This is a genomic window from Bradyrhizobium sp. SZCCHNRI20481, from assembly GCF_032485055.1.
Taxonomy (GTDB): domain Bacteria; phylum Pseudomonadota; class Alphaproteobacteria; order Rhizobiales; family Xanthobacteraceae; genus Bradyrhizobium.
Map to the genome: position 1 here is coordinate 89,981 of NZ_JAUEUE010000008.1, position 25,620 is coordinate 115,600.

The 25,620-nt window shown below is 65.0% G+C and carries 24 protein-coding genes; 11 read left to right on the forward strand and 13 right to left on the reverse strand.

The annotated features are described in order from the left end of the window. Window positions 1-232: 232 nt before the first annotated feature. Both QX132_RS14925 and QX132_RS14930 read left to right on the forward strand, forming a co-directional pair. Window positions 233-1,987: an ATP-binding protein gene (locus tag QX132_RS14925; RefSeq protein ID WP_315739682.1), complete on the forward strand. Its 1,755-nt coding sequence runs from the start codon at window positions 233-235 to the stop codon at window positions 1,985-1,987. Window positions 1,988-2,148: 161 nt separating this feature from the next. After that, a complete protein-coding gene (locus QX132_RS14930) occupies window positions 2,149-2,733 on the forward strand; it encodes a peroxidase-related enzyme (protein WP_315797645.1) in 585 nt (194 codons plus the stop codon). 5 nt (window positions 2,734-2,738) lie between these two features. Here the strand turns inward: QX132_RS14930 and QX132_RS14935 are convergent, their stop codons facing one another. Further along, a complete protein-coding gene (locus QX132_RS14935) occupies window positions 2,739-3,365 on the reverse strand; it encodes a ParB-like protein (protein WP_315739680.1) in 627 nt (208 codons plus the stop codon). 239 nt (window positions 3,366-3,604) lie between these two features. Here QX132_RS14935 and QX132_RS14940 point away from each other — a divergent pair, with 239 nt between their 5' ends. The 9 genes from QX132_RS14940 (at window position 3,605) to fabF (ending at window position 11,210) form a co-directional block, all read left to right on the forward strand. Beyond that, complete coding sequence (locus QX132_RS14940; protein WP_315739679.1) at window positions 3,605-3,955, forward strand: hypothetical protein; 351 nt, start codon at window positions 3,605-3,607, stop codon at window positions 3,953-3,955. Window positions 3,956-4,172: 217 nt separating this feature from the next. Further along, window positions 4,173-4,454 (forward strand): acyl carrier protein, encoded by a 282-nt coding sequence (locus QX132_RS14945; RefSeq protein WP_006609130.1) that lies wholly within the window; start codon window positions 4,173-4,175, stop codon window positions 4,452-4,454. Between the two features lie 9 nt (window positions 4,455-4,463). Next, window positions 4,464-4,934 carry a 3-hydroxyacyl-ACP dehydratase FabZ family protein gene (locus QX132_RS14950; protein ID WP_315739678.1) on the forward strand — a complete coding sequence of 157 codons (471 nt, stop codon included), beginning with the start codon at window positions 4,464-4,466 and terminating at the stop codon, window positions 4,932-4,934. After that, window positions 4,931-6,136 (forward strand): beta-ketoacyl-ACP synthase, encoded by a 1,206-nt coding sequence (locus tag QX132_RS14955; RefSeq protein WP_316161713.1) that lies wholly within the window; start codon window positions 4,931-4,933, stop codon window positions 6,134-6,136. Before QX132_RS14950 ends, QX132_RS14955 begins: the two co-directional genes overlap by 4 nt. 37 nt (window positions 6,137-6,173) lie before the next feature. Beyond that, entirely contained in the window at window positions 6,174-7,448 is a 1,275-nt protein-coding gene (locus QX132_RS14960; RefSeq protein WP_410052862.1) for a beta-ketoacyl-ACP synthase, read from the forward strand. A gap of 16 nt (window positions 7,449-7,464) precedes the next feature. Continuing rightward, a complete protein-coding gene (locus QX132_RS14965) occupies window positions 7,465-8,397 on the forward strand; it encodes a lipid A biosynthesis lauroyl acyltransferase (protein ID WP_316161715.1) in 933 nt (310 codons plus the stop codon). A gap of 159 nt (window positions 8,398-8,556) precedes the next feature. Further along, window positions 8,557-8,934 (forward strand): VOC family protein, encoded by a 378-nt coding sequence (locus tag QX132_RS14970; RefSeq protein ID WP_315739675.1) that lies wholly within the window; start codon window positions 8,557-8,559, stop codon window positions 8,932-8,934. A 484-nt stretch (window positions 8,935-9,418) separates the two neighbouring features. Next, on the forward strand, window positions 9,419-9,934 hold the full coding sequence (locus QX132_RS14975; RefSeq protein ID WP_315739674.1) for a helix-turn-helix domain-containing protein: 516 nt from the start codon (window positions 9,419-9,421) through the stop codon (window positions 9,932-9,934). 13 nt (window positions 9,935-9,947) lie between these two features. Then, window positions 9,948-11,210, forward strand: a complete 1,263-nt coding sequence (fabF, locus tag QX132_RS14980) for a beta-ketoacyl-ACP synthase II (protein WP_315797641.1) — start codon at window positions 9,948-9,950, stop codon at window positions 11,208-11,210. Between the two features lie 140 nt (window positions 11,211-11,350). Here fabF and QX132_RS14985 read toward each other — a convergent pair whose 3' ends face one another. From QX132_RS14985 to QX132_RS15040, 12 genes are all read right to left on the reverse strand, one after another. Next, window positions 11,351-12,457 (reverse strand): polyamine ABC transporter substrate-binding protein, encoded by a 1,107-nt coding sequence (locus tag QX132_RS14985; RefSeq protein ID WP_316161718.1) that lies wholly within the window; start codon window positions 12,455-12,457, stop codon window positions 11,351-11,353. 12 nt (window positions 12,458-12,469) lie between these two features. Continuing rightward, window positions 12,470-13,633, reverse strand: a complete 1,164-nt coding sequence (locus QX132_RS14990) for an aminotransferase (protein WP_315770900.1) — start codon at window positions 13,631-13,633, stop codon at window positions 12,470-12,472. 9 nt (window positions 13,634-13,642) lie between these two features. Beyond that, window positions 13,643-13,972 (reverse strand): rhodanese-like domain-containing protein, encoded by a 330-nt coding sequence (locus QX132_RS14995; RefSeq protein WP_315739670.1) that lies wholly within the window; start codon window positions 13,970-13,972, stop codon window positions 13,643-13,645. Window positions 13,973-14,080: 108 nt separating this feature from the next. Further along, on the reverse strand, window positions 14,081-16,003 hold the full coding sequence (locus QX132_RS15000; protein WP_315770898.1) for a potassium transporter Kup: 1,923 nt from the start codon (window positions 16,001-16,003) through the stop codon (window positions 14,081-14,083). A 151-nt stretch (window positions 16,004-16,154) separates the two neighbouring features. Next, on the reverse strand, window positions 16,155-18,053 hold the full coding sequence (locus QX132_RS15005) for a potassium transporter Kup (RefSeq protein WP_316161719.1): 1,899 nt from the start codon (window positions 18,051-18,053) through the stop codon (window positions 16,155-16,157). Window positions 18,054-18,332: 279 nt separating this feature from the next. Further along, window positions 18,333-19,163 carry a flagellar motor protein MotB gene (locus QX132_RS15010; protein ID WP_315739667.1) on the reverse strand — a complete coding sequence of 277 codons (831 nt, stop codon included), beginning with the start codon at window positions 19,161-19,163 and terminating at the stop codon, window positions 18,333-18,335. A gap of 36 nt (window positions 19,164-19,199) precedes the next feature. Beyond that, a complete protein-coding gene (locus QX132_RS15015; RefSeq protein WP_315714499.1) occupies window positions 19,200-19,973 on the reverse strand; it encodes a motility protein A in 774 nt (257 codons plus the stop codon). Window positions 19,974-20,138: 165 nt separating this feature from the next. Further along, window positions 20,139-20,501, reverse strand: coding sequence for an Hpt domain-containing protein (locus QX132_RS15020; protein WP_315770895.1), 363 nt, complete (start codon window positions 20,499-20,501; stop codon window positions 20,139-20,141). Beyond that, entirely contained in the window at window positions 20,498-22,687 is a 2,190-nt protein-coding gene (locus QX132_RS15025; protein ID WP_315781076.1) for a hybrid sensor histidine kinase/response regulator, read from the reverse strand. The genes QX132_RS15020 and QX132_RS15025 overlap by 4 nt, the downstream gene beginning before the upstream one ends. A 299-nt stretch (window positions 22,688-22,986) precedes the next feature. Beyond that, window positions 22,987-23,706 (reverse strand): RraA family protein, encoded by a 720-nt coding sequence (locus QX132_RS15030; RefSeq protein ID WP_315739663.1) that lies wholly within the window; start codon window positions 23,704-23,706, stop codon window positions 22,987-22,989. A gap of 110 nt (window positions 23,707-23,816) precedes the next feature. After that, window positions 23,817-24,707: a phosphatidylcholine/phosphatidylserine synthase gene (locus QX132_RS15035; protein ID WP_315739662.1), complete on the reverse strand. Its 891-nt coding sequence runs from the start codon at window positions 24,705-24,707 to the stop codon at window positions 23,817-23,819. A gap of 86 nt (window positions 24,708-24,793) precedes the next feature. After that, window positions 24,794-25,528, reverse strand: coding sequence for a phosphatidylserine decarboxylase (locus tag QX132_RS15040; protein WP_315739724.1), 735 nt, complete (start codon window positions 25,526-25,528; stop codon window positions 24,794-24,796). Window positions 25,529-25,620 lie beyond the last annotated feature (92 nt).

The window sequence follows — 25,620 nt, forward strand, 5'->3', positions numbered from 1 at the left end:
GAGATGGTGAACCGGACGTTAATCCGAGCGGCTCGAGCGACGCTTTAGGGAAGGATGCAGAAAGCCTTATGCCGCAAGGTGTTAGGCGCCATTGAGAAGGTGCATTCGCAACGCTCCGCGCGCCCCTCCGACCGCCGGGCTGGGCGGCAGCACGTTCACAAACATTGCCCGCTTAACAAATTTTCCAGTCCCAGCAGAGAAGGTGTCAGCTCAACAATTCACCACAGGTTTCATGACCGTGACATCCTTCGGACGCGTGATCTCGGTGCGGGGCTCCCAGGCCCGCGTCGGCATTCTGTCGACCCAGCAGATGACCGTTTCCGATATCCGCGCCACAGTCGGCCGTTTCATCAGCATTCGCTGCCCGAGCGCCACGATCATTGCGATCATCACCGAGGTGACCAGCGAAGACCTGTCGCATGCCAGCGAATACGTCGCGACGGCGTCGGTGGACCTGCTGGGCGAGATCCTCGGACCGGCCGAACGGCCCAAGTTCCAGCGCGGCGTCACCCACTACCCGACCATCGGCGACGCCGTCGACATGATCACGAGCGAGGAGCTGCGCACGATCTACACGCCGACCGCCGGCGACCACATCGACATCGGCGCGCTGCAGCAGGACACCTCCGTGCGCGCCTGTGTCAATGTCGAGGAAATGCTGTCGAAACACTTCGCCGTGCTCGGTTCGACCGGCGTCGGCAAATCGACGGGCGTGTCGCTCTTGCTCAACGAGATCCTCAAGGCGCGGCCGAACCTGCGCATCTTCCTGCTCGACGTCCACAACGAATATGGCCGCTGCTTCGGCGAGCGCGCGCTGGTGCTGAACCCCCGCAATCTGAAGCTGCCGTTCTGGCTGTTCAATTTCGAGGAGATCGTCGACGTCCTGTTCGGCGGCCGGCCCGGCGTGCCGGAGGAGCTCGACATCCTCGCCGAGGTGATCCCGCTGGCGAAGGGCATCTACACCCAATACCAGAATACGGACCGCATCGGGCTCAAGCGCGTCGATCCCAAGATGGTCGGCTACACCGTCGATACGCCGGTGCCCTACCGCCTTGTCGACCTCATCAACCTGATCGACGAGCGCATGGGCAAGCTGGAGAACCGCTCCTCGCGCATCATCTATCACAAGCTGATCTCGCGCATCGAGACCGTGCGCAACGACCCGCGCTACGCCTTCATGTTCGACAACGCCAATGTCGGCGGCGACACCATGGCGGAGGTCATCAGCCATCTGTTCCGCCTGCCGGCCAACGGCCGCCCGATGACGGTGATGCAGCTCGCCGGCTTCCCGGCCGAGGTCGTCGATTCCGTCGTCTCGGTCGTGTGCCGCATGGCGTTCGATTTCGGCCTGTGGAGCGACGGCGTCTCGCCGCTGCTGTTCGTCTGCGAGGAAGCCCATCGCTACGCCTCCGCCGACCGCTCGATCGGCTTCGGCCCGACCCGCAAGGCGATCTCGCGCATCGCCAAGGAAGGCCGCAAATACGGCGTCTATCTCGGCCTGATCACCCAGCGGCCGGCCGAGCTCGACGCCACCATCATCTCCCAGTGCAACACGCTGTTCACGATGCGGCTCGCCAACGAGCGCGACCAGTCGCTGCTGCGTTCGGCGGTGTCGGATGCCGCCGCCAACCTGCTCTCCTTCGTTCCCTCGCTCGGCACCCGCGAGGTGCTGGCGTTCGGCGAAGGCGTCGCGCTGCCGACCCGGCTGCGCTTCAAGGAGGTGCCGCTGCATCAGTTGCCGCGCAGCGAAGCGACGATCGCGACTGTCCGCTCGGTCAATGCCGGACACGACATGCATTTCGTCAGTGCCGTGCTGGAGCGCTGGCGCGGAGCGACCTCGAGCCGCGACGCTGCGAGCGGCGACAGCGGCGCCGGCAGCCTCGGAGATCGCGGCAATCTGTCGGCCTCGCTGGACGCGCCGATGCTGCAGCCCTCGATGGGCCTCGATCCGGACCGCTTCTCGCTGCTGAAGAAGCCGCTGCGCTAAATACGGCGGCGCCCCCCTCCCAAATCTCGATCGACGACGCCTTCGAGAAGGCGTTGCGGGCATTCCGCCACGGGGCGAGGTGATGGGCTGAGCTGGACCGTTGCGCCTGCGCCGCGATCCACTAAGGTTCGCCCCCTGCCACACATGCCGGACCCGTTGCCATGACCCAGCCCGCCATCAGCCGCTTTCCCGTTCCCGCAATCGACGCCCTGCCGGACGACATCCGCACCCGGCTGCTCGGCGTGCAGGAGAAGAGCGGCTTCGTGCCCAACGTGTTCCTGACGCTCGCGCACCGGCCGGACGAGTTCCGCGCGTTCTTTGCGTATCACGACGCGCTGATGGAGAAGGACGGCGGGCTGACCAAAGCCGAGCGCGAGATGATCGTTGTCGCGACGTCGAGCGCCAACCAGTGCCAGTATTGCGTGATCGCGCACGGCGCGATCCTGCGCATCCGCGCCAAGAATCCCCTGCTCGCCGACCAGATCGCGATCAACTACCGGAAAGCGGACATCACGCCGCGGCAGCGGGCGATGCTCGATTTCGCAATGAAGGTGGCGCTGGAGGCGCAGACGGTCGGGGACGCCGATTTCAAGGCGCTGGCCGGCCACGGTTTCAGCGACGACGACATCTGGGACATCGCCGCAATCGCGGCGTTCTTCGCGTTGTCGAACCGGATGGCAAATGTCACGGGCATGCGGCCCAACGACGAGTTCTATCTGATGGGGCGGCTGCCCAAGGCGAAGTGAGCCAGTCAGTCGTCCGACGCGGGTCCGCACCAGCCGGGCAGATAGACGGCGTCGTGGCTCTTTGCGGCCGCCAGCGCGTGCTCCATGGCGGCGGCGAAATGGGTCTCGACCGTCTTGCGCTTGACCTTGCGGCGCAGGAAGTCGGCCCATAGGAACTCGCTGAACGGCGTCGTGTCCTTGGCAAAGCCGCCGGCGCGGCGCAACTCGCCGGCCAGGCTGCGGAACGGATCGTCCTTCATATCCGCGACGGTCTTCGGCAGGTCCTTGAAATGCCGCCGCTCGCCCTTGGCGTCGTAAGGATAGGCCCAACGCTTGTTGTCCATCACGCCCCAGAACGCCTCGCGATCGACCATCGACAGATCGCCGATCACCGTGACCAGCACGTCCTTGACGCCCTCGTCATGGAGCGCGCGGGCGAGGTGATGGTGGTCGACGACGTAGTGCCGCTGGTCGGGACCGAGCACCACCGGGATCATGTGCTTGCCGAGCAGCTCGGCCTGCTTCTTCTTCGACTTGTGCTCGCGCCAGCGCTCGCGCTTCTCCTTCACTTCGCGCATGCCGACGGTCATCTGCGTCGGGCGCAGCGACAGGATCGGCACGGGATGAAGCAGCGGCTCGCGGGTATTGGCCATGGCCTGGGCTCCCGGGGGATGATCAGCATTATGCCACGCCTGCCGAGCCGTTCCAGTGCATCTGCCCGTAGCTGCGACGCCGTTCGGACCGGCCGCGGCAGGTTCCAATCACCCGCGGAGCGGGCGCCGATTGGATGGATCCGAGGAGGGAGATGTTTTGCTGATGCAGCTCAATTGTGGCAAAGTTTCTTTGTGAGAGGTTGGGCCCGCGTGCTAAAAAGGACCATCGGAGTCGAGGCATGAAGTCCCAGCGCCCCATTGCAGCGGAGGAAGAGCATCGCGTGGTGCCGTTCCGGCCGCGCAGCAGTCCGGTGCGGCGCGTGACCGAGGGCGGCAGCCCGCCGATTCAGCTGCATCGGCGCGAGCGCCCGACACTCGATCTCTCCCGGTATGAGCAGCCGCGCGAAGAGCCCGACGATTTCCGTCACCGCATCCTGGCCAACATCGCGGCGATCGCCTTTACGGTCGCGTTGACCGCGATCGGCATCTGGCTGGCGATGAGCATCGCCGACCTGCGCAAGACCCAGGACTGCCTGCTGACCGGACGGCGCGACTGCGCCCGCATCATCACCGAGACCTACACGCCCTGATCCCTGCTGGACGCCGCTCGGCCGCCAGCGGCGGAGCATCACAATCCCGCCACAACCGCCGTGTCCGGCTCCATTGAACTCACCGCGTCGCTCCGATATACGGGCACACGACTCCCGGGCGGCGGGGGTAGAAGGGCTCGCATCAGACGGCCCCGGGGGCGCGGTGTCCTCCCGTCGCCACCTACCGGATTAGCTCCAAAATATCAAAGGCTTAGTGATGTCCTCAACATTCGATCAGGTCGCCACGATCATCGCTGAAACCTGCGACATCCCGCGCGACACGATCACGCCGGATAGCCACGCCATCGACGATCTGGGCATCGACAGCCTCGATTTCCTCGACATCGCGTTTGCGATCGACAAGGCCTTCGGGATCAAGCTGCCGCTCGAGAAGTGGACGCAGGAAGTCAACGACGGCAAAGCCAGCACCGAGCAGTATTTCGTGCTGAAGAACCTGTGCGCCCGCATCGACGAGCTGGTCGCCGCCAAGGGCGCCTGAGCGCCCGCCATGCAAATCGAATATTTCCTGCTCATCGACCGCATTCTTGACCTCCGACTGGACGAGAAGGCCATCACTGTCGAAGCCAAGGTTCCCACCGAAAGCACGATCTTCGAAGGACACTTTCCGGGCTATCCGATCATGCCCGGTGTTCTCTTGATCGAGTCCATGGCCCAGACGTCCGGCTGGCTGCTGCTCGCGCTGATGAAGTTCGAGCGGATGCCGTTCCTCGCCGCCGTGAAGGAAGCCAAGATGCGCGGCTTCGTGTCGCCGGGCGAGGTGCTGACCGTCGAGGCCAACGTGCTGCACGAGGGCTCCGGCTACGCCGTGACCGAAGCGCGCGTGAAGGTCGGCGGCAAGCTGCGCTCGAACGCGACGATCACTTTCAGCCACGTCCCCTTCCCCAATCCGGAGCTGCGCGGACACATGGACGCCGTCGCCGAGCGCGTCGGCTTTCCGCAACAGGTCCTGCAGCGATGAGTGAGACGACAGCCGTGACCTCCAATCCCGTCGAAGTCTGGATCACCGGTATCGGTCTTGCGACCTCGCTTGGCGAGGGACTCGATGCGAACTGGGACGCCCTCAACTCCGGCCAGATCAATATCGACGAGCGGGGTTTCGCGCCCTACATCGTGCATCCCTGGGCCAAGGTGAACCTGGAAGCGCAGATCCCCAAGAAGGAGCAGCGCCAGATGGAGGCGTGGCAGCGCATCGGCACCTATGCCGCCGGGCTGGCGCTGGATTCCGCCGGCCTCAAGGGCAACAAGGACATCCTGTCCCGGATGGACATGATCGTGGCCGCGGGCGGCGGCGAGCGCGACATCTCCGTCGACATCGCGATCCTCAACGCGGAAGCCCAGGGCAATTGCACGCCCGGCTTCCTGAACGACCGGCTGATGAACGACCTGCGCCCGACCCTGTTCCTGGCGCAGTTGTCCAACCTGCTCGCCGGCAACATCGCGATCTCGCACGGCGTCTGCGGCACCTCGCGCACCTTCATGGGCGAGGAGGTTGCGGGCGTCGACGCCTTCAAGATCGCTTTGGCCCGCATCGCCGGCGGCCAGAGCGACATCGCTCTGGTCGGCGGCTCGCACAATGGCGAGCGCAAGGATCTGCTCGTGCTGTACGAGTTCGGCGACTACAATCTCAAGAACGAGTTCAAGCCGGTCTGGGCCCGCAAGGACCATCCGGGCTTCGCGCTCGGATCGGCCGGCGCGTTCCTGGTGCTGGAATCCAAGCCGCATGCCGAGGCCCGCGGCGCCAAGCCGCTGGCGCGGCTCAGCAAGGTCGTCGCCGACCGCGCCCGCCGCAAGGAGGCAGGTGCCGTCACCGGGACGCTCGACCGTCTTTGGTCGGCGCTGGACGTGCATGACGCGCCGGGCGCGATCATCACCGGCGCGACCGGTGCCGAGCCCGTGACGTCGGAGGAACGCGCGTTCCTCGACCATCACAAATCCTACGCCGTGCGCTCGAGCGGCACCCGCTTCGGCCACACGATGGAGGCGCATTTCGCGCTCGATCTCGCGCTGGCGGCGCTGTCGATCTCGCGCGGTGCCCTGTTCGCACCGGGCGACTCCTCGGGCGTCGAGGCGGACATGAAGGAGGCTCCGACCCAGATCGTAGTGGTCGGCGCCGGCCATTACCGCGGCGAAGGCATGGCCTTGGTCGAAGCAGTCAAGTGAACACGGCTCGGCAGACCGATTCACGACGGGGGACATCATGAGTGTACGCGACAAGTTTGGACGTCCCATCGTGGTCGTGACCGGGATGGGGATCGTCACCTCGCTCGGGGCCGGCAAGTCGGACAATTGGAACAAGCTCGTTGCGGGCGAGTCCGGCATCCGCACCATCACGCGCTTCCCGATCGACGGCCTGAAGACGACGATGGCCGGCACGGTGGACTTCGTTCCCTTGGCCCCGTTCACGTCGACGGGTCTGTCCGAACGGCTGGGCCACATGGCCGTTGAGGAAGCCATCGCGCAGGCCGGGATCGGCTCCAAGGGCGACTTCCCGGGGCCGCTGTTTCTCGCCGTCGCCCCGGTCGAGATCGAATGGCCGCAGCGGCTCGAGCTCGCGCACGAGGTCGGCGGCACCCAGTTCACCTATGACGACCTGCTGAAGGTCTGCGGCGGCGGCAAGTTCGTCAACTATCACCACCGCTTCCTGTTCGGCTCGGTGGCGGATTCGCTGTCGGACACATTCGGCACCAAGGGCTCGCCGATCTCGCTGTCGACCGCCTGCGCCTCGGGCGCGACCGCGATCCAGCTCGGCGTCGAAGCCATTCGACGCGGTGAGACCGACGTCGCGCTGTGCGCCGCCACCGAGGGCTCGGTCAATCCGGAGGGGCTCGTGCGCTTCTCGCTGCTGTCGGCGCTGTCGACCCAGAACGACCCGCCGCAAGGCGCCTCGAAGCCGTTCTCGAAGAACCGCGATGGCTTCGTGATGGCCGAGGGCGCCGGGGCGCTGGTGCTGGAGAGCTATGATGCGGCGGTCGCGCGCGGCGCCAAGATCCTCGGCGTCGTCGCCGGCTGCGGCGAGCTGACCGACTCCTTCCACCGCACCCGCTCCTCGCCGGACGGCAAGCCGATCATCGGCTGCATCCGCAAGGCGCTGGCCGACGCCGGCATGGCGCCGGAGCAGATCGACCACATCAACGCCCACGGCACCGCCACGCCCGAGAACGACAAGATGGAATATGTCGGCGTCTCCGCGGTGTTCGGCGAGCACACCGGCAAGATCCCGGTGTCGTCGAACAAGTCGATGGTCGGGCATACGATCTCGGCGGCCGGCGCGGTCGAGGCGATCTTCTCGCTGCAGACGCTCGAGCATCAGCGGATTCCGCCGACCATCAACTACGACATTCCGGATCCCGCGATCCTGTTCGACGTGGTCGGCAACAAGGCCCGCGACGCGCGGGTCACCACCGTGATGTCGAATTCGTTCGGCTTCGGCGGCCAGAACGCCTCGCTGATCCTGACGCGCGAACCGGCCTGATCCGCCGCTGCCATCGATGAGTCTCCTGCCACTCCGGACCAAGCTCGTGATCCGCCGAGTCGTGAAGTCGGCCGGGGCTTCCGCCGTCGGCGCGCTGACGGTCGGCATGCTCAGGACCACGCGCTATTTCGACCCGCAGAAGACGGCCGACCGCTTCGCGCGCATCGCGCAGATGATCGGGCCACGCCTGCGCGAGCAGCGCATCGGTCGCGACAATCTCACCGCGGCCTTCCCGGAGAAATCGCCCGAGGAGATCGAGAAAATCCTCGCCGGCGTGTGGGACAATCTCGGCCGCGTCGGCGCCGAGTTCGCCCATCTCGACAAGATCTGGGATTACGACGAGGCGCATCCCGAGCTCAGCCGGATCGAGCTGTCGCCGCGCACCCATGAGCTGTTTCATCAGCTCCGCCTCGACGGCAAGCCAGCCCTGATCTTTGCCAGCCATCTCGCCAATTGGGAGATGCCGGCGCTGGCGGCGGTCGCCCATAAGCTCGATACGGCGATCCTTTATCGCCGACCCAACATCGCCGCCGCCGACCGCATCATCCAGGAGATTCGGCAGGTCAAGATGGGCACACTGGTCCCGGCCGGCCGCGACGCGCCGCTGCGGCTGGCACAGGCGCTCAAGAACGGCCAGCACGTTGCCATGCTGGTCGATCAGTATCTGACCGGTGGCGTCGAGGTCACCTTCTTCGGCCGCAAGACCCGCGCCAATCCGATGCTGGCTCGCCTGTTACGCCAGGTCGAATGCCCCGTGCACGGCGTCCGCATCATCCGCCTTCCCGGCAATCGCTTCCGCGCCGAAGTGTCGGAGGAAGTGAAGCCGGTGCGGACGGCCGACGGTCAGATCGACATCCAGGGCACGACGCAGGCGGTCACCGACGTCGTCGAGGGCTGGATCCGCGAATATCCGGAGCAGTGGCTTTGGCTGCACCGGCGCTGGCGGTAGTCGGCGCCGTACCAAATTCCACCACGAGGAAGCCGGTCCGCAGCATCCCATTCCGTCGATCGGCCCATCCGAACAAAACCCTTACCTCTTGCACCAACGGCCGCTACCTTGGCCACCTATCCGACAGCTGTTCGGAAGCTCCAGGGAGGATAAGCGCGAATGTTTTCGCATGTGATGATCGGCACCAACGACCTCGACAAGGCCAAGGCCTTCTACGACAAGCTGCTGGGGACGCTGGGCGTGCGCCCGGCCAGGGTCGACGGCCACCGCATCTTCTACATCACGCCGACCGGCATCTTCTCGGTGTCAAAGCCGATCAACGGCCAGCCCGCGACCCCTGCCAATGGCGGCACCATCGGCTTTGCCTGCAGCTCGCCCGAACAGGCTGACGCGTGGCATGCAGCGGGCCTGGAAGCCGGCGGCACCACCTGCGAAAATCCGCCCGGCATCCGCGAAGGTTCGACGGGCAAGCTTTACCTCGCCTACTTGCGCGACCTCGACGGCAACAAGCTCTGCGCCATGCATCGGTTGGGGTGATCCGAGAGGTTGCCAACGGCGGGGATCGCCCATTGCCGGGCGGTTCCGGTCGATGAAGGCGCGGGGCTGACGATCGACTGGGACACGCCCGTTGGGCCTGATCAGGTCGCGCACCAGTCAGCGCAAGAGATGGACGCCGCGCGACAGCGGACCGCCAAGAGGGCTTTCGTCCAAACCTCGATCAAGCTCGACGACCCCGTCATTCCAAACGCTGATCTGAATGGATCTCGGCGCGGCCGGTGACGGCTACGCGGTCGTCGGGTCGCGCCGACGCCATCAAAGCGGCGCATCACTCGCGCGAGACGCCGCCAGCTCGCTGAAGTGCCGTCCACCCCACCTGCAGACGACCCCCTCAGTCGTCGGGAGCGACGAGCCGCGCTGTCCGACCGTCATGGTCGCGCGTGTGAAGCGCCCGGCACCAGCGTGCGGGCACGGCTCTGGCTTGTGACTTGCAATTAGCAAGTTACTCGGGCATGGTGGCGGTATGCAGCCGAAGAAATTCAAATCTGCGGAATGTCCCGCCGCACGGGCGGTCGAGTGCGTCGGCGAGTGGTGGAGCATTCTGATCTTGCGCGACGCGTTCCAGGGACTCACTCGCTTCGACGAATTTCAGGACAGCCTCGGTATCGCGTCCAACATCCTGTCGCGTCGCCTCGCGCATCTCACCGATACGGGCATGTTCGAACGGCGGCTCTATAACGAACACCCGCCCCGATACGAATATGTCCTCACCCCCAAGGGCCAAGACTTCTTCCCGGTCGTGGTGGCGATGTTCGCGTGGGGAAACAGGCACCTCGCCCCCGAGGGCAAATCGATTGTCATGGCTGATCGCAACAGCGCACGCACGTTCGATCCGGTCGTGGTGGATGCCTGCAGCAAGACGCCGATCACGCCGACGAACGCGGTGCTTCTCCCTGGTCCGCGAGCAAGCGCAGGCATGCGCAAGCGTCTCGCCTCGATCAGAGCAATGCGCCCGGAGACGTCTTCCTCGCCAGACTAGCTAGGAGAGCAGCATGCGTCGGATTGTCGTGACGGGATTGGGTGTCGTGTCCCCTTTGGGATGCGGCGTTGAACTTGCGTGGGCGCGTCTGCTGTCCGGCCGGTCGGGACTCCGCGCGCTACCCGAATGGGCTGCAGCCTTGCCGGCCAAAGTTGCGGGGATCGTGCCCAGCAAGAGCGAGGATGCCGAGGGTGGCTTCGATGCCGACCTTGCCGCATCGCCAAAGGACCAGCGCAGGATGGACCGGTTCATCATTTTCGCCTTGGCGGCTGCCGCCGAGGCGATCGCCCAGGCCGGATGGGCGCCCGCTGATGCACACGCGGCCGGACGAACCGCCACGATCATCGCGTCCGGCATCGGCGGTTTTCCGGCTATCGTCGAGGCGGTCAGGACCACCGAGCAGCGAGGCGTGCAACGGCTGTCGCCTTTCACAGTACCATCATTCCTGCCCAATCTCGCAGCGGGTCATGTCAGCATCCGGTTTGGCTTCAAGGGGCCCGTAGGAACGCCGGTTACCGCATGCGCAGCGGGCGTACAGGCGATCGGCGATGGAGCACGTCTGATCCGATCGGGCGAAGCTGACATTGCGGTGTGTGGCGGCACGGAGGCCTGCATCGACCTCGTCAGCTTGGGAGGTTTCGCCGCGGCTCGGGCGCTATCGACCCGCTTCAATGACACGCCGGACCGCGCGTCCCGGCCGTTCGATCGAGACCGCGACGGCTTCGTCATGGGGGAAGGCGCCGGCGTCCTGGTGATCGAGGAGTTGGAGCATGCGCTTGCACGCGGGGCGTCGCCAATCGCCGAGATCGTCGGCTATGGCACAACCAGCGACGCCTTTCACATCACGTCCGGTCCCGAGGACGGCGAAGGCGCGCGTCGCGCAATGGAGGCTGCGCTGCGACAGGCCGGGCTCGAACCGGGCGACGTGCAGCATCTGAACGCTCACTCGACCTCTACGCCGTCGGGCGATCGCAGCGAGCTCGAAGCGATCAAGGCGGTGTTCGGGTGCGACAGGCGCATTGCCGTGAGCGCGACAAAGTCATCGACCGGCCATCTCCTCGGAGCAGCCGGTGGGCTGGAATCGATCTTCACCGTTCTGGCTCTGCGCGATCAGATCGCGCCACCGACCCGCAATATCACCACGCCCGACGCAGCGGCCGACAGTGTGGACCTGGTCCGCGGTGAACCGAGATCGATGAGAATGGACCGTGCGATCTCGAACGGCTTTGGCTTCGGCGGAGTCAACGCCAGCATCGTTTTCCAGCGCTGGTCGTGACCCTTTCGAGTCAGGTTCAACCGCATCGACGATCCCGTACGCGCCCACGCGCTCGAGCCATCCTTTACGCTTCGCCATGCTGCTGACTGTTGCGCGATGTTGTCATCCAGAGACAATCGTCTCGGACACCAGGTGTCGCGTCACCGCCCCGTCTTCACCTTGGTCCACAACCGGTTGATGATCCGCTGCGTGGCCGGATCGCGGGCGGTGATGACGAACAGCTTCTTCAGGGTCGGCTCGTCCGGATAGATGTTCTTGTCGCCGAGGATCTTCGGGTCGATCAGCTTCTGGCTGGCCAGGTTGCCGTTGGCATAGGACAGGAAGTCCGAGTTCCTGGCAGCGACCTCGGGCCGGTAGAGGTAGTTGATCAGCGCATACGCCTCAGCCACGTGCGGGGCGTCGGCGGGAATCGCAAAATTGTCGAAGAACATCTGCGCACCCTCTTTCGGGATCGCATAGCCGATCTCGATGCCGTTCTTGGCCTCCTCGGCGCGGCTGCGCGCCTGCATGATGTCGCCGGACCAGCCGACCACCAGGCAGATCTCGCCGGTGGCGAGCGCGCTCAGATACTCCGACGAATGAAACTTGCGCACCGATGGTGCGACCTTGCCGACCACGTCGCCCGCCTTCTCCAGGTCGGCCTGCTTGGTCGAGTTCGGATCGAGACCGAGGAAGTTGAGCGCCGCCGGAAAGATGTCGTCGGCGGAATCCAGCATGTGGACGCCGCAATCCTTGAACTTGGCGAGGTTCTCCGGCTTGAACACCATGTCCCAGCTGTCGATCCGCGCGCCGGGACCCAGGATCTTCTCGACCGCCTTGACGTTGTAGCCGATCCCGGTCGTGCCCCACATGTAGTTGGCGGCGAACTTGTTGCCGGGGTCGTAGGTGGCGAGACGCTCAGTGACGACAGGCCACGCGTTGGCGAGATTCGGCAGCTTCGCCTTGTCGAGCGGCTGGAAGATCCTGGCCTTGATCTGGCGCTGCAGGAAATACGCGGTCGGAACCACGACGTCGTAGCCGGATTTGCCGGCGAGCAGCCGCGTCTCCAGGGTCTCGTTGGCGTCGAACGTGTCGTAGACGACCTTGATGCCGGTCTCCTTGGTGAAGTCGTCAAGGACACCTGGCGCCATGTAGTTCGACCAGTTGTAGAAGTTGACGACGCGCTCCTCGGCGTGCCCCGCCGGCACCGTGAGCGTCAGCGCCGCGACAGCCAGCGCCAGAGCCGAACCCATGCAGCCGCGCGTCATCACGCTTGTCTCCTAGCGCCGGTGGATGGCGTCCGAGAGGCGCTCCAGCGCCGTATCCAAGGTTGCGTCCTTCTTGGCGAAGCAGAACCGCACCACGGACGTCACGGCATCCGTCTCATAGAACGCCGACACCGGGATGGCGGCCACCTTGTAGTCGTGGACGATGCGGCGGCAGAACTGCTCGTCGGTCTCGTTGAGGCCGAGCGGCGAAAGGTCGACGGTCAGGAAGTAGGTTCCCTGCGCCTTCAGCACGGGAAACCCCAGGCTTTCGAGACCGGCCGTGAGCCGGTCGCGGCTGCGCGCGAGCTCGCTGCGCATATTGACGAAATAGTCGTCCGGCTTGCCGAGGCCGTAGGCGACCGCGACCTGCAGGTTCGGCGCGGTCGTGAAGGTCAGGAATTGATGCACCTTGGCGGCGACGCGCAACAGATGCGGCGCGGCGCAGACGAAGCCGATCTTCCAGCCCGTCAACGAGAAGATCTTTCCTGCCGAGCCGACCTTGATGGTGCGGTCGCGCATGCCGGGAATGGTGATCAGCGGAATGTGCGCACGGCCGTCGAACACCACGTGCTCCCAGACCTCGTCGCAGATCGCGACCGCATCGAACTCCTGGCAGAAGCGCGCCAACAGCTCAAGGTCCTCGCGCGGATAGACCACGGCGGCCGGGTTGAGCGGGTTGTTGAAAAGCACCGCCTTGGTCTTTGGCGAGAACGCCTGCCGCAGCATCTCCTCCGACAACCGCCAATGCGGCGGCTCGAGCCGGACGAGGCGCGGAATGCCGCCGGCCTGGCGGATGATCGGCAAGTATGAATCATAGACCGGCTGGAAGCAGATCACCTCGTCGCCAGGCTCCACCACCGACAGGATCGCCGACGTCAGCGCCTCAGTGCCGCCGGAGGTGACCATGACCTCGCTCATCGGGTCGAGATCGAGCTTGTGCCAGTGCCGGTAGTGGGCCGCGATGGCCTGGCGCAGCTCGGGCAGGCCCATCATCGACGGATACTGGTTGTAGCCGTTGAGGACGGCGTCGGCCGCCGCGCGGCGGATATCCTCCGGGCCCGGATCGTCGGGAAAGCCCTGCCCCAGATTGATCGCGTTGTTGTCGCGCGCGAGCTGCGACATCTGCTCGAAAATGGTGACGGGCAGGTCGGCGAAGACCTTGTTCTGCGAGATCATGATCGCCTGTCAGCCGCCGGTCCTGGTCGGCAGGCCGGCCGCCTTCCAGCCGAGCATGCCCCCCTGGAGATGCTTGTCGTAGGGCAGACCGGCGGCCTGCGCCGCCAGCGAGGCCGTCACCGAGCGCTTGCCGGAGCGGCAGGCGAACACGACATCCTTGCCTTGGGGATCCGGGATCAGCTTCGGGTCGAAGCCCGACAGCGGAACGACGACGCCGTGGGGATAGGCTTCCGCAGCAACTTCGTTCGGCTCTCGCACGTCAACCAGAAGAATTCGCCCTTCCGCGATCCCCTGGGCCACGTCCTGCGGGGTCAAATCGTGCACAACAGCCACGCCCATCCTCCAAGCCTTCAGCAGGGCCGTACCGACCCTGATCCGGCCGCCAAACTCACCCTAGACGCTACGAAAATCAAGCGCTTCGGCACACTGGCGCGGCGGGTCCAGAGCTCAGATCGTGACCTGGGTGCCGACCTCCACCACCCGTCCGCTCGGGATCTGAAAATAGTCGGTCGCATCGTTGGCGGAGCGGCTCATCGAGATGAACAGGTGATCCTGCCAGCGCGGCATGCCCGAATGCGCAGCCGGCTTCAGCGCGCGGCGCGACAGGAAGAACGAGGTCGACATGATGTCGAACTGCCAGCCGAGCTTGCGCGCGATCGCCAGCGCGCGCGGCACGTTGGGCGATTCCATGAAGCCGAAGCGCAACGTCACCTTGGAGAAAGTCGGACTGATCTGCTCGAGGCGAACGCGTTCGGACGGATCGATGCGCGGCGTCGGCGCGGTCTCGATGGTCAGGATCACGTTCTTCTCGTGCAGCACCTTGTAGTGCTTGAGGCTGTGCATCAGCGCGGTTGGCGCGCTCAAGGGATCGCTGGTCAGGAACACGGCCGTTCCCGCCACCCGCTGCGGCGGACGTTTCTCGAGCATCGCAACGAGATCGGCGAGCGGGAACTCGAGCTTGCGCGACTTGTCGAACAAGAGCCGGCTGCCGCGCCGCCACGTGTACATCAGCGTCATCACGAAGCCGCCCAGCGCCAGCGGCACCCAGCCGCCTTCGAGCACCTTCAGGAGGTTCGCCGCCAGGAAGGTCAGGTCCAGGAAGAGGAACGGCGCGATCAGCGCGGCCGCCGCGAACGGCGACCAGCGCCAGACCTTCCAGATCACGACGAAGCCCATCATCGCGGTGACGACCATGGTGCCGGTGACCGAGATGCCGTAGGCCGAGGCCAGTGCGCTCGACGACTTGAACATCAGCACCAGCAGCATGACCGAGATCAGCAGCAGCTTATTGATGCGCGGAATGTAGATCTGACCCGAATGCGCCTCGGAGGTGTGGCGGATCTCGAAGCGCGGCAGCAGGCCGAGCTGGATCGCCTGCCGCGTCAGCGAATAGGCGCCGGTGATGACGGCTTGGCTCGCGATCACGGTCGCGGCGGTGGCCAGCCCGACCATCGGGATCAGCGCCCAGTCCGGGAACATCAGGAAGAAGGGATTCTCGATCGCCTTGGCATCGGCGATCACCAGCGCCCCCTGCCCCAGATAATTGAGCGCCAGCGACGGCAGCACGATGAACAGCCAGGCGGTCTGGATCGGACGTTTGCCGAAATGGCCGAGGTCGGCATACAGCGCCTCGGCGCCGGTCACGGCCAGGAAGACGGCGCCGAGCGTGATGAAGCCGATGATACCGTGATGCAGCATGAACGACACGGCATACAGCGGGTTGATCGCCCACAGCACCTCCGGATGGTGCAGGATCGGCGGCAGCGCCGCGATCCCGATCACCACGAACCAGATCAGCATGATCGGGCCGAAGAACGCTGCCACCTTGGCCGTGCCGCGCACCTGGACCGCGAACAGCATGACCAGGATGATGACCGTGAGCGGCACGACGTAGGGATCGAACGCCGCCGTCACCAGCTTGATGCCCTCGATCGCCGACAGCACGGACAGGGCCGGCGTGATCACCGCATCGCCATAGAACAGCGCGCCCGAGATGATGCCGAGCAGAACGATGACGCTGGCGCCGCGCGTGACCGCGCGCTGGGCGAGCGCCATCAGCGCCAGCGTTCCGCCCTCGCCGTGGTTGTCGGCGCGCAGCAGGATCACGACGTATTTGAGGGTTACGACGACGATGAGAGCCCACAGGATGAGCGAGATCACCCCCATCACGGCGTGAGGCGCAGGTTCGCCGCCGCTGCTCGCAGCCATGACCGCTTCACGCAACGCGTAGAGCGGGCTGGTGCCGATGTCGCCATAGACGACACCGATGCTTCCCAGTGTCAGCGCCGCGAAGCTGGCCGTGGAATGGGCGTTGCCATGCCCGTTGGTCGCCGGCGCTTCCGCGGGCGTAGCTGCGACGTCGACTGTCATGGGGTAGCCCCCTCGAGGACTCGTTAATGCTTCACTGCACAACGCGGCAGAGCGCGCGGCTTATAGCGGCAGAGCGCTGCTATGGACCTGAAGAGAATGCGCTTCAGCCATGCAATTAAGCATGCATGAGCCGCCAGGGAAGATCAATCGATTAAATCGTTACCTGGGTACCCACTTCGACGACCCGGCCCGTCGGAATCTGGAAGTAGTCCGTGGCGTCATTGGCCGACCGGCTCAGGCCAATGAAGAGATGGTCCTGCCAGGTCGGCATGCCCGATTGGGACGACGGCTTCAACGAGCGGCGCGAGACGAAGAACGACGTCGACATGATGTCGAACTGCCAGCCGAGCTTGCGCGCCACCGCCAGCGCGCGCGGCACGTTCGGGGATTCCATGAACCCGAAGCGCAGCCGCACCTTGAAAAACTTCTCGCTGATCTTCTCCATGCGCACGCGCTCCGACACATCGACCCGCGGCGTCTGCGCGGTCTCGATGGTCAGGATCACATTGTGCTCGTGCAGCACCTTGTTGTGCTTGAGATTGTGCAGCAGGGCCGTCGGCACGGAGGTCGGATCGCTGGTGAGAAACACCGCCGTGCCCTTGACGATGTGAGGAGGCCTCTTCTCCAGGCTGGTGATCAGGTCGTCCAGCGGAACCTCGATCTTGCGCGTCTTGAGCACCAAAATCGCCGAGCCACGCCGCCAAGTCCAGATCGTCACGACCATCGCGGCACCGAACAGCAGCGGAACCCAGGCTCCTTCGAGGAGCTTCAGCAGATTGGCGCTGAAGAAGGTCATGTCGACGATGACGAAGGGAGCGATTACGGCCGCCGCCACGGCCGCACGCAAGTTCCACAGCTTCCAGATCACCACGAAGCCCATGATGCCGTCGGCCACCATGGTGGTGGACACCGCGATGCCGTAGGCGGAGGCCAGATTGCTCGAGGTCCGGAACAGCAGAACCAGTAGCAGCACGCCGATCAGCAGCAACCGGTTGACGCGCGGCAGATAGATCTGGCCGGCATGGCTCTCGGACGTATAGCGGACCTCGAAACGCGGCAGCAGGCCGAGCTGGACCGCCTGGCCGACCAGCGAATAGGCACCGGTGATCACGGCCTGGCTCGCGATGACGGTCGCGGCGGTCGCCAGCACCACCAGCGGCAGCAGCAACAGTTCAGGCACCATCCGGTAGAACGAATTCTCGATCGCGGCGGGATCGGACAGCACCAGGGCGCCCTGCCCGAAATAGTTGATCAGCAGCGCCGGTAGCACGAAGAACAGCCAAGCCGACTGGATCGGCCTGCGGCCGAAATGACCGAGATCCGCATAGAGCGCCTCGCCGCCGGTGACCGCGAGGAACACCGCGCCCAGGGTGATCAGGCCGATCGTGCCATGCGAGAGCAGGAACTGCACCGCGTAATAGGGATTGATGGCCGCAAGCACGGAGGGGTCGTCGCTGATGTGGACGATTCCCATCACGGCGAGGCTGGTGAACCATGTGATCATGACCGGGCCGAACGCGGAGGCGACGCGCGCCGTCCCCTTACTCTGGACCGCGAACAGCACGACCAGGATGAACACGGTCAGCGGCACGACGTAGTGCTCGAGCGCGGGCGCCGCGAGCTTGAGGCCCTCGACCGCCGACAACACCGAGATCGCGGGCGTGATCATCGAATCGCCGATGAACATCGACGCGCCGATCACGCCCAGCGACATCAGGAACAGGCTGCGCCGGCCCAGGGCGCGCTGTCCCAGCGCCATCAGCGACAGCGTTCCGCCCTCGCCATTGTTATCGGCACGGAGCAGCAGCAGCACGTATTTGGCCGTCACCACGATGAACAGCGACCAGAGGATCAGGGAAAGCACGCCGAGCACGATGATCCGCGACACCGGCTGCCCCTGAGCAGCGCCGTGCGCAGCCTCGCGAAAGGCGTAGAGGGGCGAGGTGCCGATGTCGCCGAACACCACGCCGATGCTGCCTAGCGTCAGCCCCCAGAACCCCGACGTGCTCGCGGTGTCCTGTCCTTCGGTCGATGTCGCGCTGGCCGTCATGTTGCTTGGAACGCATCTTCCTGTCTGGCCCGGCGCGTGTGAACGCAGACCGTTCGCAGGTCAAGCCTCTACCGTAAGCAGACCGATGTTCCCAGGCCGCAACCAAACGGCACGGCTGACGCCGATGTCGCATGCCGCATCGCGGCAGGCGCCTTTAGCCCAAGCATCCTGAGGCAGATGTCGGATCTGCCTCGGGCGAATCAAGTGCCTGCCGATGCTCTTCGTTGCCGTTCGCAAGCCGCCATGCGGCAATATGATGCGGGAAGCGAAGCGTCCCGGCTAGGGCTTCAGATCGGGCGGCAATGGCGGGTCTTCCCGCATCAGGGTGATCGTCACGCGGCGGTTGGCGGCCAGCGAGGGGTCGTCCGGGAACAGTGGCTGGGTGTCCGCCTTGCCGGAGACCGCGTAGATGTGGCTCGCCGGCAGCCCTTCCCGCTCCAGGATCTGCCGCACCGCGTTGGCGCGGTCCGCCGACAGGTCGAAACCACCATAATCGCTGCGGGCGGGAACGAAGCCGGCGGCCGTGTGCCCGGTGATCTGCACCCGAAGCGGCGTCGCCTTCAGCGGCGCGGCCAGCTTCTCGATCAGGCGTCGCGTGCGGTCGAAGGGCACCTTCGAGCCATCCGCGAACATCGACCGCCCGTCCTGGTCGACGATCTCCAAGTTGAGCCCCTGTTTGGTCTCTTCGAACATGATGTGCTTGGAGATCTCGGTCATCTCCGGCATGTCCTGCAGCGCCTGACGCAGCGAGGCGGACGCCAGCGCGAACTGGCGATCGATCTTCAGCTTGGCGCCATTGGTATGCTGGCGCTCCTCCTGCTCGGGGCTCGGCTCGCGCGCGGTCTCCTCCGGCGAGATGTGGGCGGCGTTCTTGAGCTTCGGCCGGGTCGGCAGGCCGTCGGATTCCACGATGCCCGAATAGCGCGACTCGGACTGCACGCCGAAGGCGTCGCGCATCGAGCCTGCGACGACTTTCAGCTTGTTGTTGTCCATGGTGGAGAACGCGACCAGCATCACGAAGAAGCTGACCAGAAGTCCCATCAGGTCGGCAAAGGTCACGAACCAGCCGTGACCGCCGCCATGCGCATCGCCCCTCTTCTTCTTTGCCATTGCCTACCCCACCCCGGATCGCCCCGCCTCAGCCGATCAGGCCGGCACGGGTTCGCCTTCGGCGTGGCGATGCTTCTCGGGCAGATAGGCCAGGAGCATTTCGCGGACCAGGGCCGGGCTCTTGGAGTCACGGATCATCAGGATTCCGTCGATGATCAGCGTCCGGTTGGTTTCCTCGTCCAGCAGCTTGCCATGCAGCTTGTCGGCGATCGGCAGACAGATCAGGTTCGACACCAACGCGCCGTACAGGGTCGCGAGCAGCGCGGTCGCCATGAACGGGCCGAGCTTCGAGGGGTCGGTCATGTTGGCGAACATCTGCACCATGCCGATCAGCGTGCCGACCATGCCGAACGCCGGGGCGCAGTCGCCGATGGCGCGATAGATCTTGCTGCCTTCGTCCAGGTGCATCAGGAAATTGTCGCGGTCGCGCTCGAGATTGTCGCGGATGAATTCGAGATCGTAGCCGTCGGCCACGTAGCGGATTCCCTTGGCGAGGAACGGCTCGTCGGTCTCGACCTTTTCCAGGCCGACCGGGCCCTGCTTGCGCGCGATCTCGGCAATGCGGGCGAGCTCGTCGACGAGCTCGCGGGCCGACAGGCGGCTCATGGTGAAAGCGTACTTCATTCCAAGCGGAACGCCGTGCAGCATGACGCCCAGCGGGAAGCGAATCATGGTGGCTGCGATCGAACCGCCGAAGATGATGATTGCGGCGTGCTCGCTGACGAACATCTCGAGATCGCCGCCCAGCAGCATCATCGTCGCGATGACGATCACGCCAGCCACGAGCCCCGCACTCGTCATAATATCCATGAGTCAACTCCACCCGCGTACGCAAACCACGGACCCTGCCGGACCGACGCGGTGCTTCTGGACCGCGTGTCACGACCCTAAATGTCCGCCATTAAGGACGAGTTACTGAATTCGGTAGGCATAATGAAAGGTAAACAGCAGCGCCGCAGACCACGCCGACCTCGCTCAAGCGGCTGACGCTCCGGACTTGAGCAGGTTAGCCGCGGCGAAGACGGCTGACTGATCGAATGATCGCTGCATCTTGTGGATCATCTCCAGCATCTGCGCCGGCTCCATCGTCGACGATCCGACCTCGAGTTCGCGCGACAGGCGCGACAGCGCCGAAAAACCGAACGTCGCCGACGAACTCTTGATCGAATGCGCCTCGCGCCTCAGTTCGAGGCGATCCTCGAACTTGGCGGCAAGCGTGCCGAACTTTCCCGAGGTATCGTCGAGGAACGTGCGCAGGACTTCCAGCGCATCCTCCTCGCCGAGCTCGGAGACCAGGGTCTGATAGACGGATTCGTCGAATTGCACCAAGTCGGTCATGCGAAGAGCCTTTCCTTGTGTGTAGCAGCGACCGCGCGAAGCAGAGCGGCATTCAGTCGATCGCGCGTGACCGGCTTGGTCACGAAGTCGTTCATGCCGGCCTCCGTGCACGCCAGATGATCCTGGCTGGTGGCGTTGGCCGTCAGGGCAATAACGTAGATGTCCTGGGCAGGCGGCGGCAGCGAGCGGATCATCCGCGTCGCCGTGAGCCCGTCCATCTCGGGCATCATCATGTCCATCAGCACGAGATCGTAGCTCTGCCTCTGCACGGCCGCGATCGCCTGCGTTCCGTTCTCGACGATGTCGTAGCGGTGACCGAGCTTGTCCAGGAGCTTCTTGACGACGAACTGATTGGTCAGATTGTCCTCGGCAACGAGAATCTTCAGCGGCTCGAGGCTGGCCGGACGTTCCTCGGCGATCGTCTCGCCGACCGGCGCGATGGTCGCTTCGTGCGCGCTGACCTGCTCGACGTCCGGCTGCGGCTGAACCTGGATCGAGAAGGTGAAGGTGCTGCCCTCGCCCACCTTGCTCTGCACCTTGATGTCGCCGCCCATGCAGGTGACGAGGCGCTTGCAGATCGCGAGCCCCAGACCGGTGCCGCCGAAGCGGCGCGAGATGGAATTGTCGACCTGCGAGAACTGCTTGAACAGCCGGCTGACGGCGTCTGCGGGAATGCCGACGCCGGTATCGGCCACCGAGAACACCAGCGTCAGGTTCGGCCCGGCAAGGTTCTCGGCACGGACATCGACATGGACGCCGCCCGATTCGGTGAATTTGAGCGCATTGCCGACCAAGTTGAACAGCACCTGGCGCAATCGCGCGGGATCGCCGACCACGTAGCTCGGCACTTCCGGCGCGATCGAGGTGGTCAGCTGCAGACCCTTTTCCTTGGCGCGGGACACCAGCAGTTCGGCGGTCGCCGTCACCGACCGGTGCAGGTCGAACTCGATGTGCTCGATCTCCAGACGATCGGCATCGAGCTTGGAGAAATCGAGGACGTCGTTGAGCAGCTGTAACAGGTAGTCGGCCGACTCGCGCAAGGTCGTCGCGATCTTGCGCTGCTCCGGCCCGAGGTCCGCCGACAGCAAGAGATCGGCAAGGCCGATGACGCCGTTCATCGGCGTGCGGATCTCATGGCTCATCATCGCCAGGAATTCGGAGCGCGCCCGCGTACCTGCCTCGGCGGCATCACGTGAGGCGGCAAGCCCCGCCTGATAGCGCGCGATCAGGATCGTGATGATGCCGATGACCACCGTCAGCAACGCCCCGACCAGCAGATCACGATCGCGGTTGAGCTTGAAGGCGCTGAAGATCTCCTCGGAGGCCTGACCGACAATGACCACCAGCGGCAGATCCTTGATGCGCTGGAACGAGTAGATGCGCGTGACGCCGTCGATCAGACTCTTGAAGGTGTAGAAGCCGTTGCTTCTGTGCTGAATGGCGCTCATCACCGGGCTGCCGGCGAGCGAGGATCCCACGCCTCCCGGGCCGGCCGAGGCCCGTGCGCGCACGATGCCGTCGAGACCGAGGAGCGTGACATTGCCCTTCTTGCCGAGATCGACCGAATTATAGAAGCTCGACAGATATTCGGGATCGAGCGAGACCACGACGACGCCGCCGAACGAACCGTCCGGCATGATGATGCGGCGGGTCAGCTGGATCGACCATTTGTTGGAGACGCGGCCGAAGATCGGCTTGCTGATGAAGAGAAAATCATCCTTTCCGCCGGCATGAACGCGGAAGTGCTCGCGGTCGCGCAGGTCGAGGCCGCGCATGTTCGGATCGATGTTGCTGGACAGCATGATGCCGTCCTTTCCGATCACGACGACCTGAAACGAGAAGTCGGACAGGAACTGGCTGTTCTTCGACCATAGCGACATGTCGAAGTTGTGCGGGTCCCTGGCATAGGAGTCGCGGACGTAGAGCAAGGTCTGATCTGCCGCGCGGATCGAGCGGATGATCTGCTCCTCGAACGCGCGGGCCAGGTTGGCGCCGTTCTTCAGCGCCGACTGCTCGGTGCGAGTATGCTCTTCGGAGATCGTGTAGAAGATGCCGGCCCACACCAGGGCGATCGCCGAGAGGCCGATCGCGGCGCTGCCGAAATGTCCGATCAGCCGAACCATCTTGTCGACGGTCCGGTCGAGCCGCCCGAACAACGGCCTCGATTTCGATATCAGCCTGCGCATGTCCTTCGCCCTCGGGCGACATGCCTATCGGGACAGGCTGGCCATCAGGTAAAGCTTGATGGATAAAATCTTCTCAACGAGCGACGGCCGCTTAACCTTCGGCGGATCCCGGCCTGTTTGCGGGTCATTCGCCACCACGCTGGACATTTTCCGCGGAAGCTCGGCCGTCACCCCGTAGTCATCCGGATGCGGTTGCAGCGTCGCAGTTCGGCGAGCGGCCCTGCGCAGGGCCCGAACCAGCCGGGCCGCACCGCCGAGCGGTACGGCTCTCGCTCATTGGGACCGGAGCGAAGCGAGGCTCAATGAATCTCCGCCGACCGCTTCAAGGCGGCCTTGAGCTTCTCGAGCGAGAAATCCGCCGACCGCGCGATCTCCAGGATCGGCGTTTCGCGGCGCGCGCACAGTTCGGCCGCCTCGGGAAGCTTCGCCGCGATGTCGGCCGGGATGACGATCGCACCATGGCGATCGGAGTGGATCAGATCGTCCGAGCGCACGGTCATGCCGGCGACGCGGACCTCGCCGCCGAAGCTCTCGGCATGCACCCATGCATGCGACGGACCGATCGAGCCCGCCAGAGCCTGGAAGCCGGCAGCCCATTGCGGAATGTCGCGGATCGATCCATCCGTGATCACGCCGAGGCAGCCGAGCGCCTTGTGGACATTGCTCTGCACCTCGCCCCAGAACGCGCCGTAGCCGATGTCGGGACCATCGATGTCCTGGATCACGACGATGCGGGGACCATGACCGGTGCCGACATATTCGTAGTAGTCTGTGCGCCGCCTCGCCTGCTCGTCCGCCGGCAGACCCGATTTGACGACGGACCGGATCGTCGCCGTCCGCGCGTAGCCGACCATGGGCGGCAGATCGGGGAACGGACACACCAGCGGCTTGGTCGTGTAGCCGACCAGGCGGCGTTCGGGCGCCACGATCTCCATCGCGTTGCAGATGGTCGGCGTATCGTAGCGCGCGAGCGCCTCGAGAACGGAAGCAGCGAGGGGCGCGGCGGCAGTGCTTGTCACGGGCGTTTTCTCCGGATGATGCGGACGGCATTCGCGGCCGTCCTTGGCCATCCGGTATAACTGAGGCGCCGAAGCCGGCAAAGCGCGCGCTGGGTCTTGGGGCCCTGCGCTCAGTGCAGCCGTTCCGGCGGCCGCTGCCCCTGCTCCGCCGCTGGCGCGCCGGTCGGCGCAAAAGCCGTCGCGGATGAAGACGAGGCGTGCGGCGCTGCAGCCGCGGCACCAAGAACCGCGGAGTGCCGCGCCGCCTGCTGCCGATACAGCCGCCAGCCGAACGGAAGGCTCAGGATGTAGAGGATCGATCCTGCCGACAGGATGTGCCAGGGATAGACCACCAGCAGCGCCACGAAGAACACCACCGAGGCGAACACTGGCAGCACGAGTTCGGGCGAGACGCGCATCCGCGTGGTCTTGCCGGAGAACACCGGCAGCCGCGACACCATCAGGAAGGCGATCAGCAGCGTGTAGAAAGCCGTCACCAGCGCCGGCGGCCTCGGCAGATCCAGGAACGCCAGATAGACCGGCAGCAGCACCGTGATGGCGCCGAGCGGGGCCGGCACGCCGGTGAAGAAATTGGCGGCGAAGGGCGGCTTGTTGGGATCGTCAATGCTGGCATTGAAGCGCGCCAGCCGCAGGCCGCCGCTGATGGCGTACATCATGGCGGCGATCCAGCCGCCGTCGCGCAGCTCATGGAGCTGCCAGAAATACAGGATCAGGCCGGGCGCCACGCCGAAATTGACGAAATCGGCCAGGCTGTCGAGCTCGGCGCCGAACTTCGACTGGCCCTTGATCATGCGGGCGATGCGGCCGTCGATGCCGTCCAGGAAGGCAGCGAAGACGATGGCGCCGACGGCGAGCTCCATCCGCCCCTCGGTCGACAGCCGGATTGCGGTCAGGCCGGCGCAGATCGCCAACAAGGTGATCATGTTCGGCACCAGCAGCCGCACCGGGATCGGGCGGAAACGGCGCCGGCGCAGTTCGGGAGAGTTCGGATCGAAGCTCATGATCACACCACGTGTGGGTTGGTCGAAACCTTGTGTCGGAAGGTGCCTCAAGGACCTTTAATGAGTCATCATCGGCCGGCGACGGTTCACTGGCTCCGGAAGGTCAGGCCGGGCACGGGCACGTCGAAATCGGCCAGGATCGTCTCGCCGGCAATGGCCGTCTGCCCCTCCGAGACCAGAACTTCCGTGCCGTCAGGCAGATAGACGTCGAGCCGCGAGCCGAAGCGGATCAGGCCGAAGCGCTCGCCAGCCCCGATGGTCTGCCCCTCGCGCACGAACGACACGATCCGGCGCGCCACGAGGCCGGCGATCTGGACCACGCCGATGCGGCCATGCGGCGTCGAGATCGCGAGCGAGTTGCGCTCGTTGTCCTCGCTCGCCTTGTCGAGCTCGGCGTTGATGAAGGCGCCCGGACGGTAGGAGATCTTCTCGATCCGGCCGGCCACCGGGCTGCGGTTCACATGCACGTTGAACACGCTCATGAAGATCGAGACCCGCAGCAGCGGCCGGTCGCCGAGGCCGAGCTCGGCCGGCGGCAGGGCGCGCGTGATCATGGAGATGCGCCCGTCGGCCGGCGCCACCACCAGCCCTTCCCGCTGCGGCGTGACCCGGATCGGGTCGCGGAAGAACAGCGCGCACCAGACGGTGAGCAGCGTGCCGATCCAGCCGAGCGGGGTGAATATCCAGAACAGGATCAGGCTGACGAGGGCAAATCCCCCGATGAAGGGATAGCCTTCCGGGTGGATCGGCGGGATCTGAGCGCGGATGGAATTGCTGATCGACATGGCCTGCTTCGTTGAGTGTTGTCGCTCTGACCTCAGAGCGGACCGTCGCCTTGACTAGGTCTATGGCCGGCGAAGGTCAAAATGAATCCTTAATGCATTCTTGAGTTCAGATCAGGGCGGTCCGCGGC

Coding starts and splice junctions, on each gene's coding strand:
- QX132_RS15020 (WP_315770895.1), bottom strand. CDS start 20,501: ATGACCGACTTGGTGCAATTCGACGAATCCGTCTATCAGACCCTGGTC.
- QX132_RS14995 (WP_315739670.1), bottom strand. CDS start 13,972: ATGGGCGTGGCTGTTGTGCACGATTTGACCCCGCAGGACGTGGCCCAG.
- QX132_RS14960 (WP_410052862.1), top strand. CDS start 6,174: ATGAGTGTACGCGACAAGTTTGGACGTCCCATCGTGGTCGTGACCGGG.
- QX132_RS14990 (WP_315770900.1), bottom strand. CDS start 13,633: ATGATCTCGCAGAACAAGGTCTTCGCCGACCTGCCCGTCACCATTTTC.
- QX132_RS14935 (WP_315739680.1), bottom strand. CDS start 3,365: ATGGCCAATACCCGCGAGCCGCTGCTTCATCCCGTGCCGATCCTGTCG.
- QX132_RS15025 (WP_315781076.1), bottom strand. CDS start 22,687: ATGCGCAGGCTGATATCGAAATCGAGGCCGTTGTTCGGGCGGCTCGAC.
- QX132_RS14970 (WP_315739675.1), top strand. CDS start 8,557: ATGTTTTCGCATGTGATGATCGGCACCAACGACCTCGACAAGGCCAAG.
- QX132_RS14930 (WP_315797645.1), top strand. CDS start 2,149: ATGACCCAGCCCGCCATCAGCCGCTTTCCCGTTCCCGCAATCGACGCC.
- QX132_RS14925 (WP_315739682.1), top strand. CDS start 233: ATGACCGTGACATCCTTCGGACGCGTGATCTCGGTGCGGGGCTCCCAG.
- QX132_RS14985 (WP_316161718.1), bottom strand. CDS start 12,457: ATGACGCGCGGCTGCATGGGTTCGGCTCTGGCGCTGGCTGTCGCGGCG.
- QX132_RS14940 (WP_315739679.1), top strand. CDS start 3,605: ATGAAGTCCCAGCGCCCCATTGCAGCGGAGGAAGAGCATCGCGTGGTG.
- QX132_RS15005 (WP_316161719.1), bottom strand. CDS start 18,053: ATGACGGCCAGCGCGACATCGACCGAAGGACAGGACACCGCGAGCACG.
- QX132_RS14950 (WP_315739678.1), top strand. CDS start 4,464: ATGCAAATCGAATATTTCCTGCTCATCGACCGCATTCTTGACCTCCGA.
- QX132_RS15000 (WP_315770898.1), bottom strand. CDS start 16,003: ATGACAGTCGACGTCGCAGCTACGCCCGCGGAAGCGCCGGCGACCAAC.
- fabF (WP_315797641.1), top strand. CDS start 9,948: ATGCGTCGGATTGTCGTGACGGGATTGGGTGTCGTGTCCCCTTTGGGA.
- QX132_RS15010 (WP_315739667.1), bottom strand. CDS start 19,163: ATGGCAAAGAAGAAGAGGGGCGATGCGCATGGCGGCGGTCACGGCTGG.
- QX132_RS15015 (WP_315714499.1), bottom strand. CDS start 19,973: ATGGATATTATGACGAGTGCGGGGCTCGTGGCTGGCGTGATCGTCATC.
- QX132_RS14975 (WP_315739674.1), top strand. CDS start 9,419: ATGCAGCCGAAGAAATTCAAATCTGCGGAATGTCCCGCCGCACGGGCG.
- QX132_RS14945 (WP_006609130.1), top strand. CDS start 4,173: ATGTCCTCAACATTCGATCAGGTCGCCACGATCATCGCTGAAACCTGC.
- QX132_RS14955 (WP_316161713.1), top strand. CDS start 4,931: ATGAGTGAGACGACAGCCGTGACCTCCAATCCCGTCGAAGTCTGGATC.
- QX132_RS14965 (WP_316161715.1), top strand. CDS start 7,465: ATGAGTCTCCTGCCACTCCGGACCAAGCTCGTGATCCGCCGAGTCGTG.
- QX132_RS15035 (WP_315739662.1), bottom strand. CDS start 24,707: ATGAGCTTCGATCCGAACTCTCCCGAACTGCGCCGGCGCCGTTTCCGC.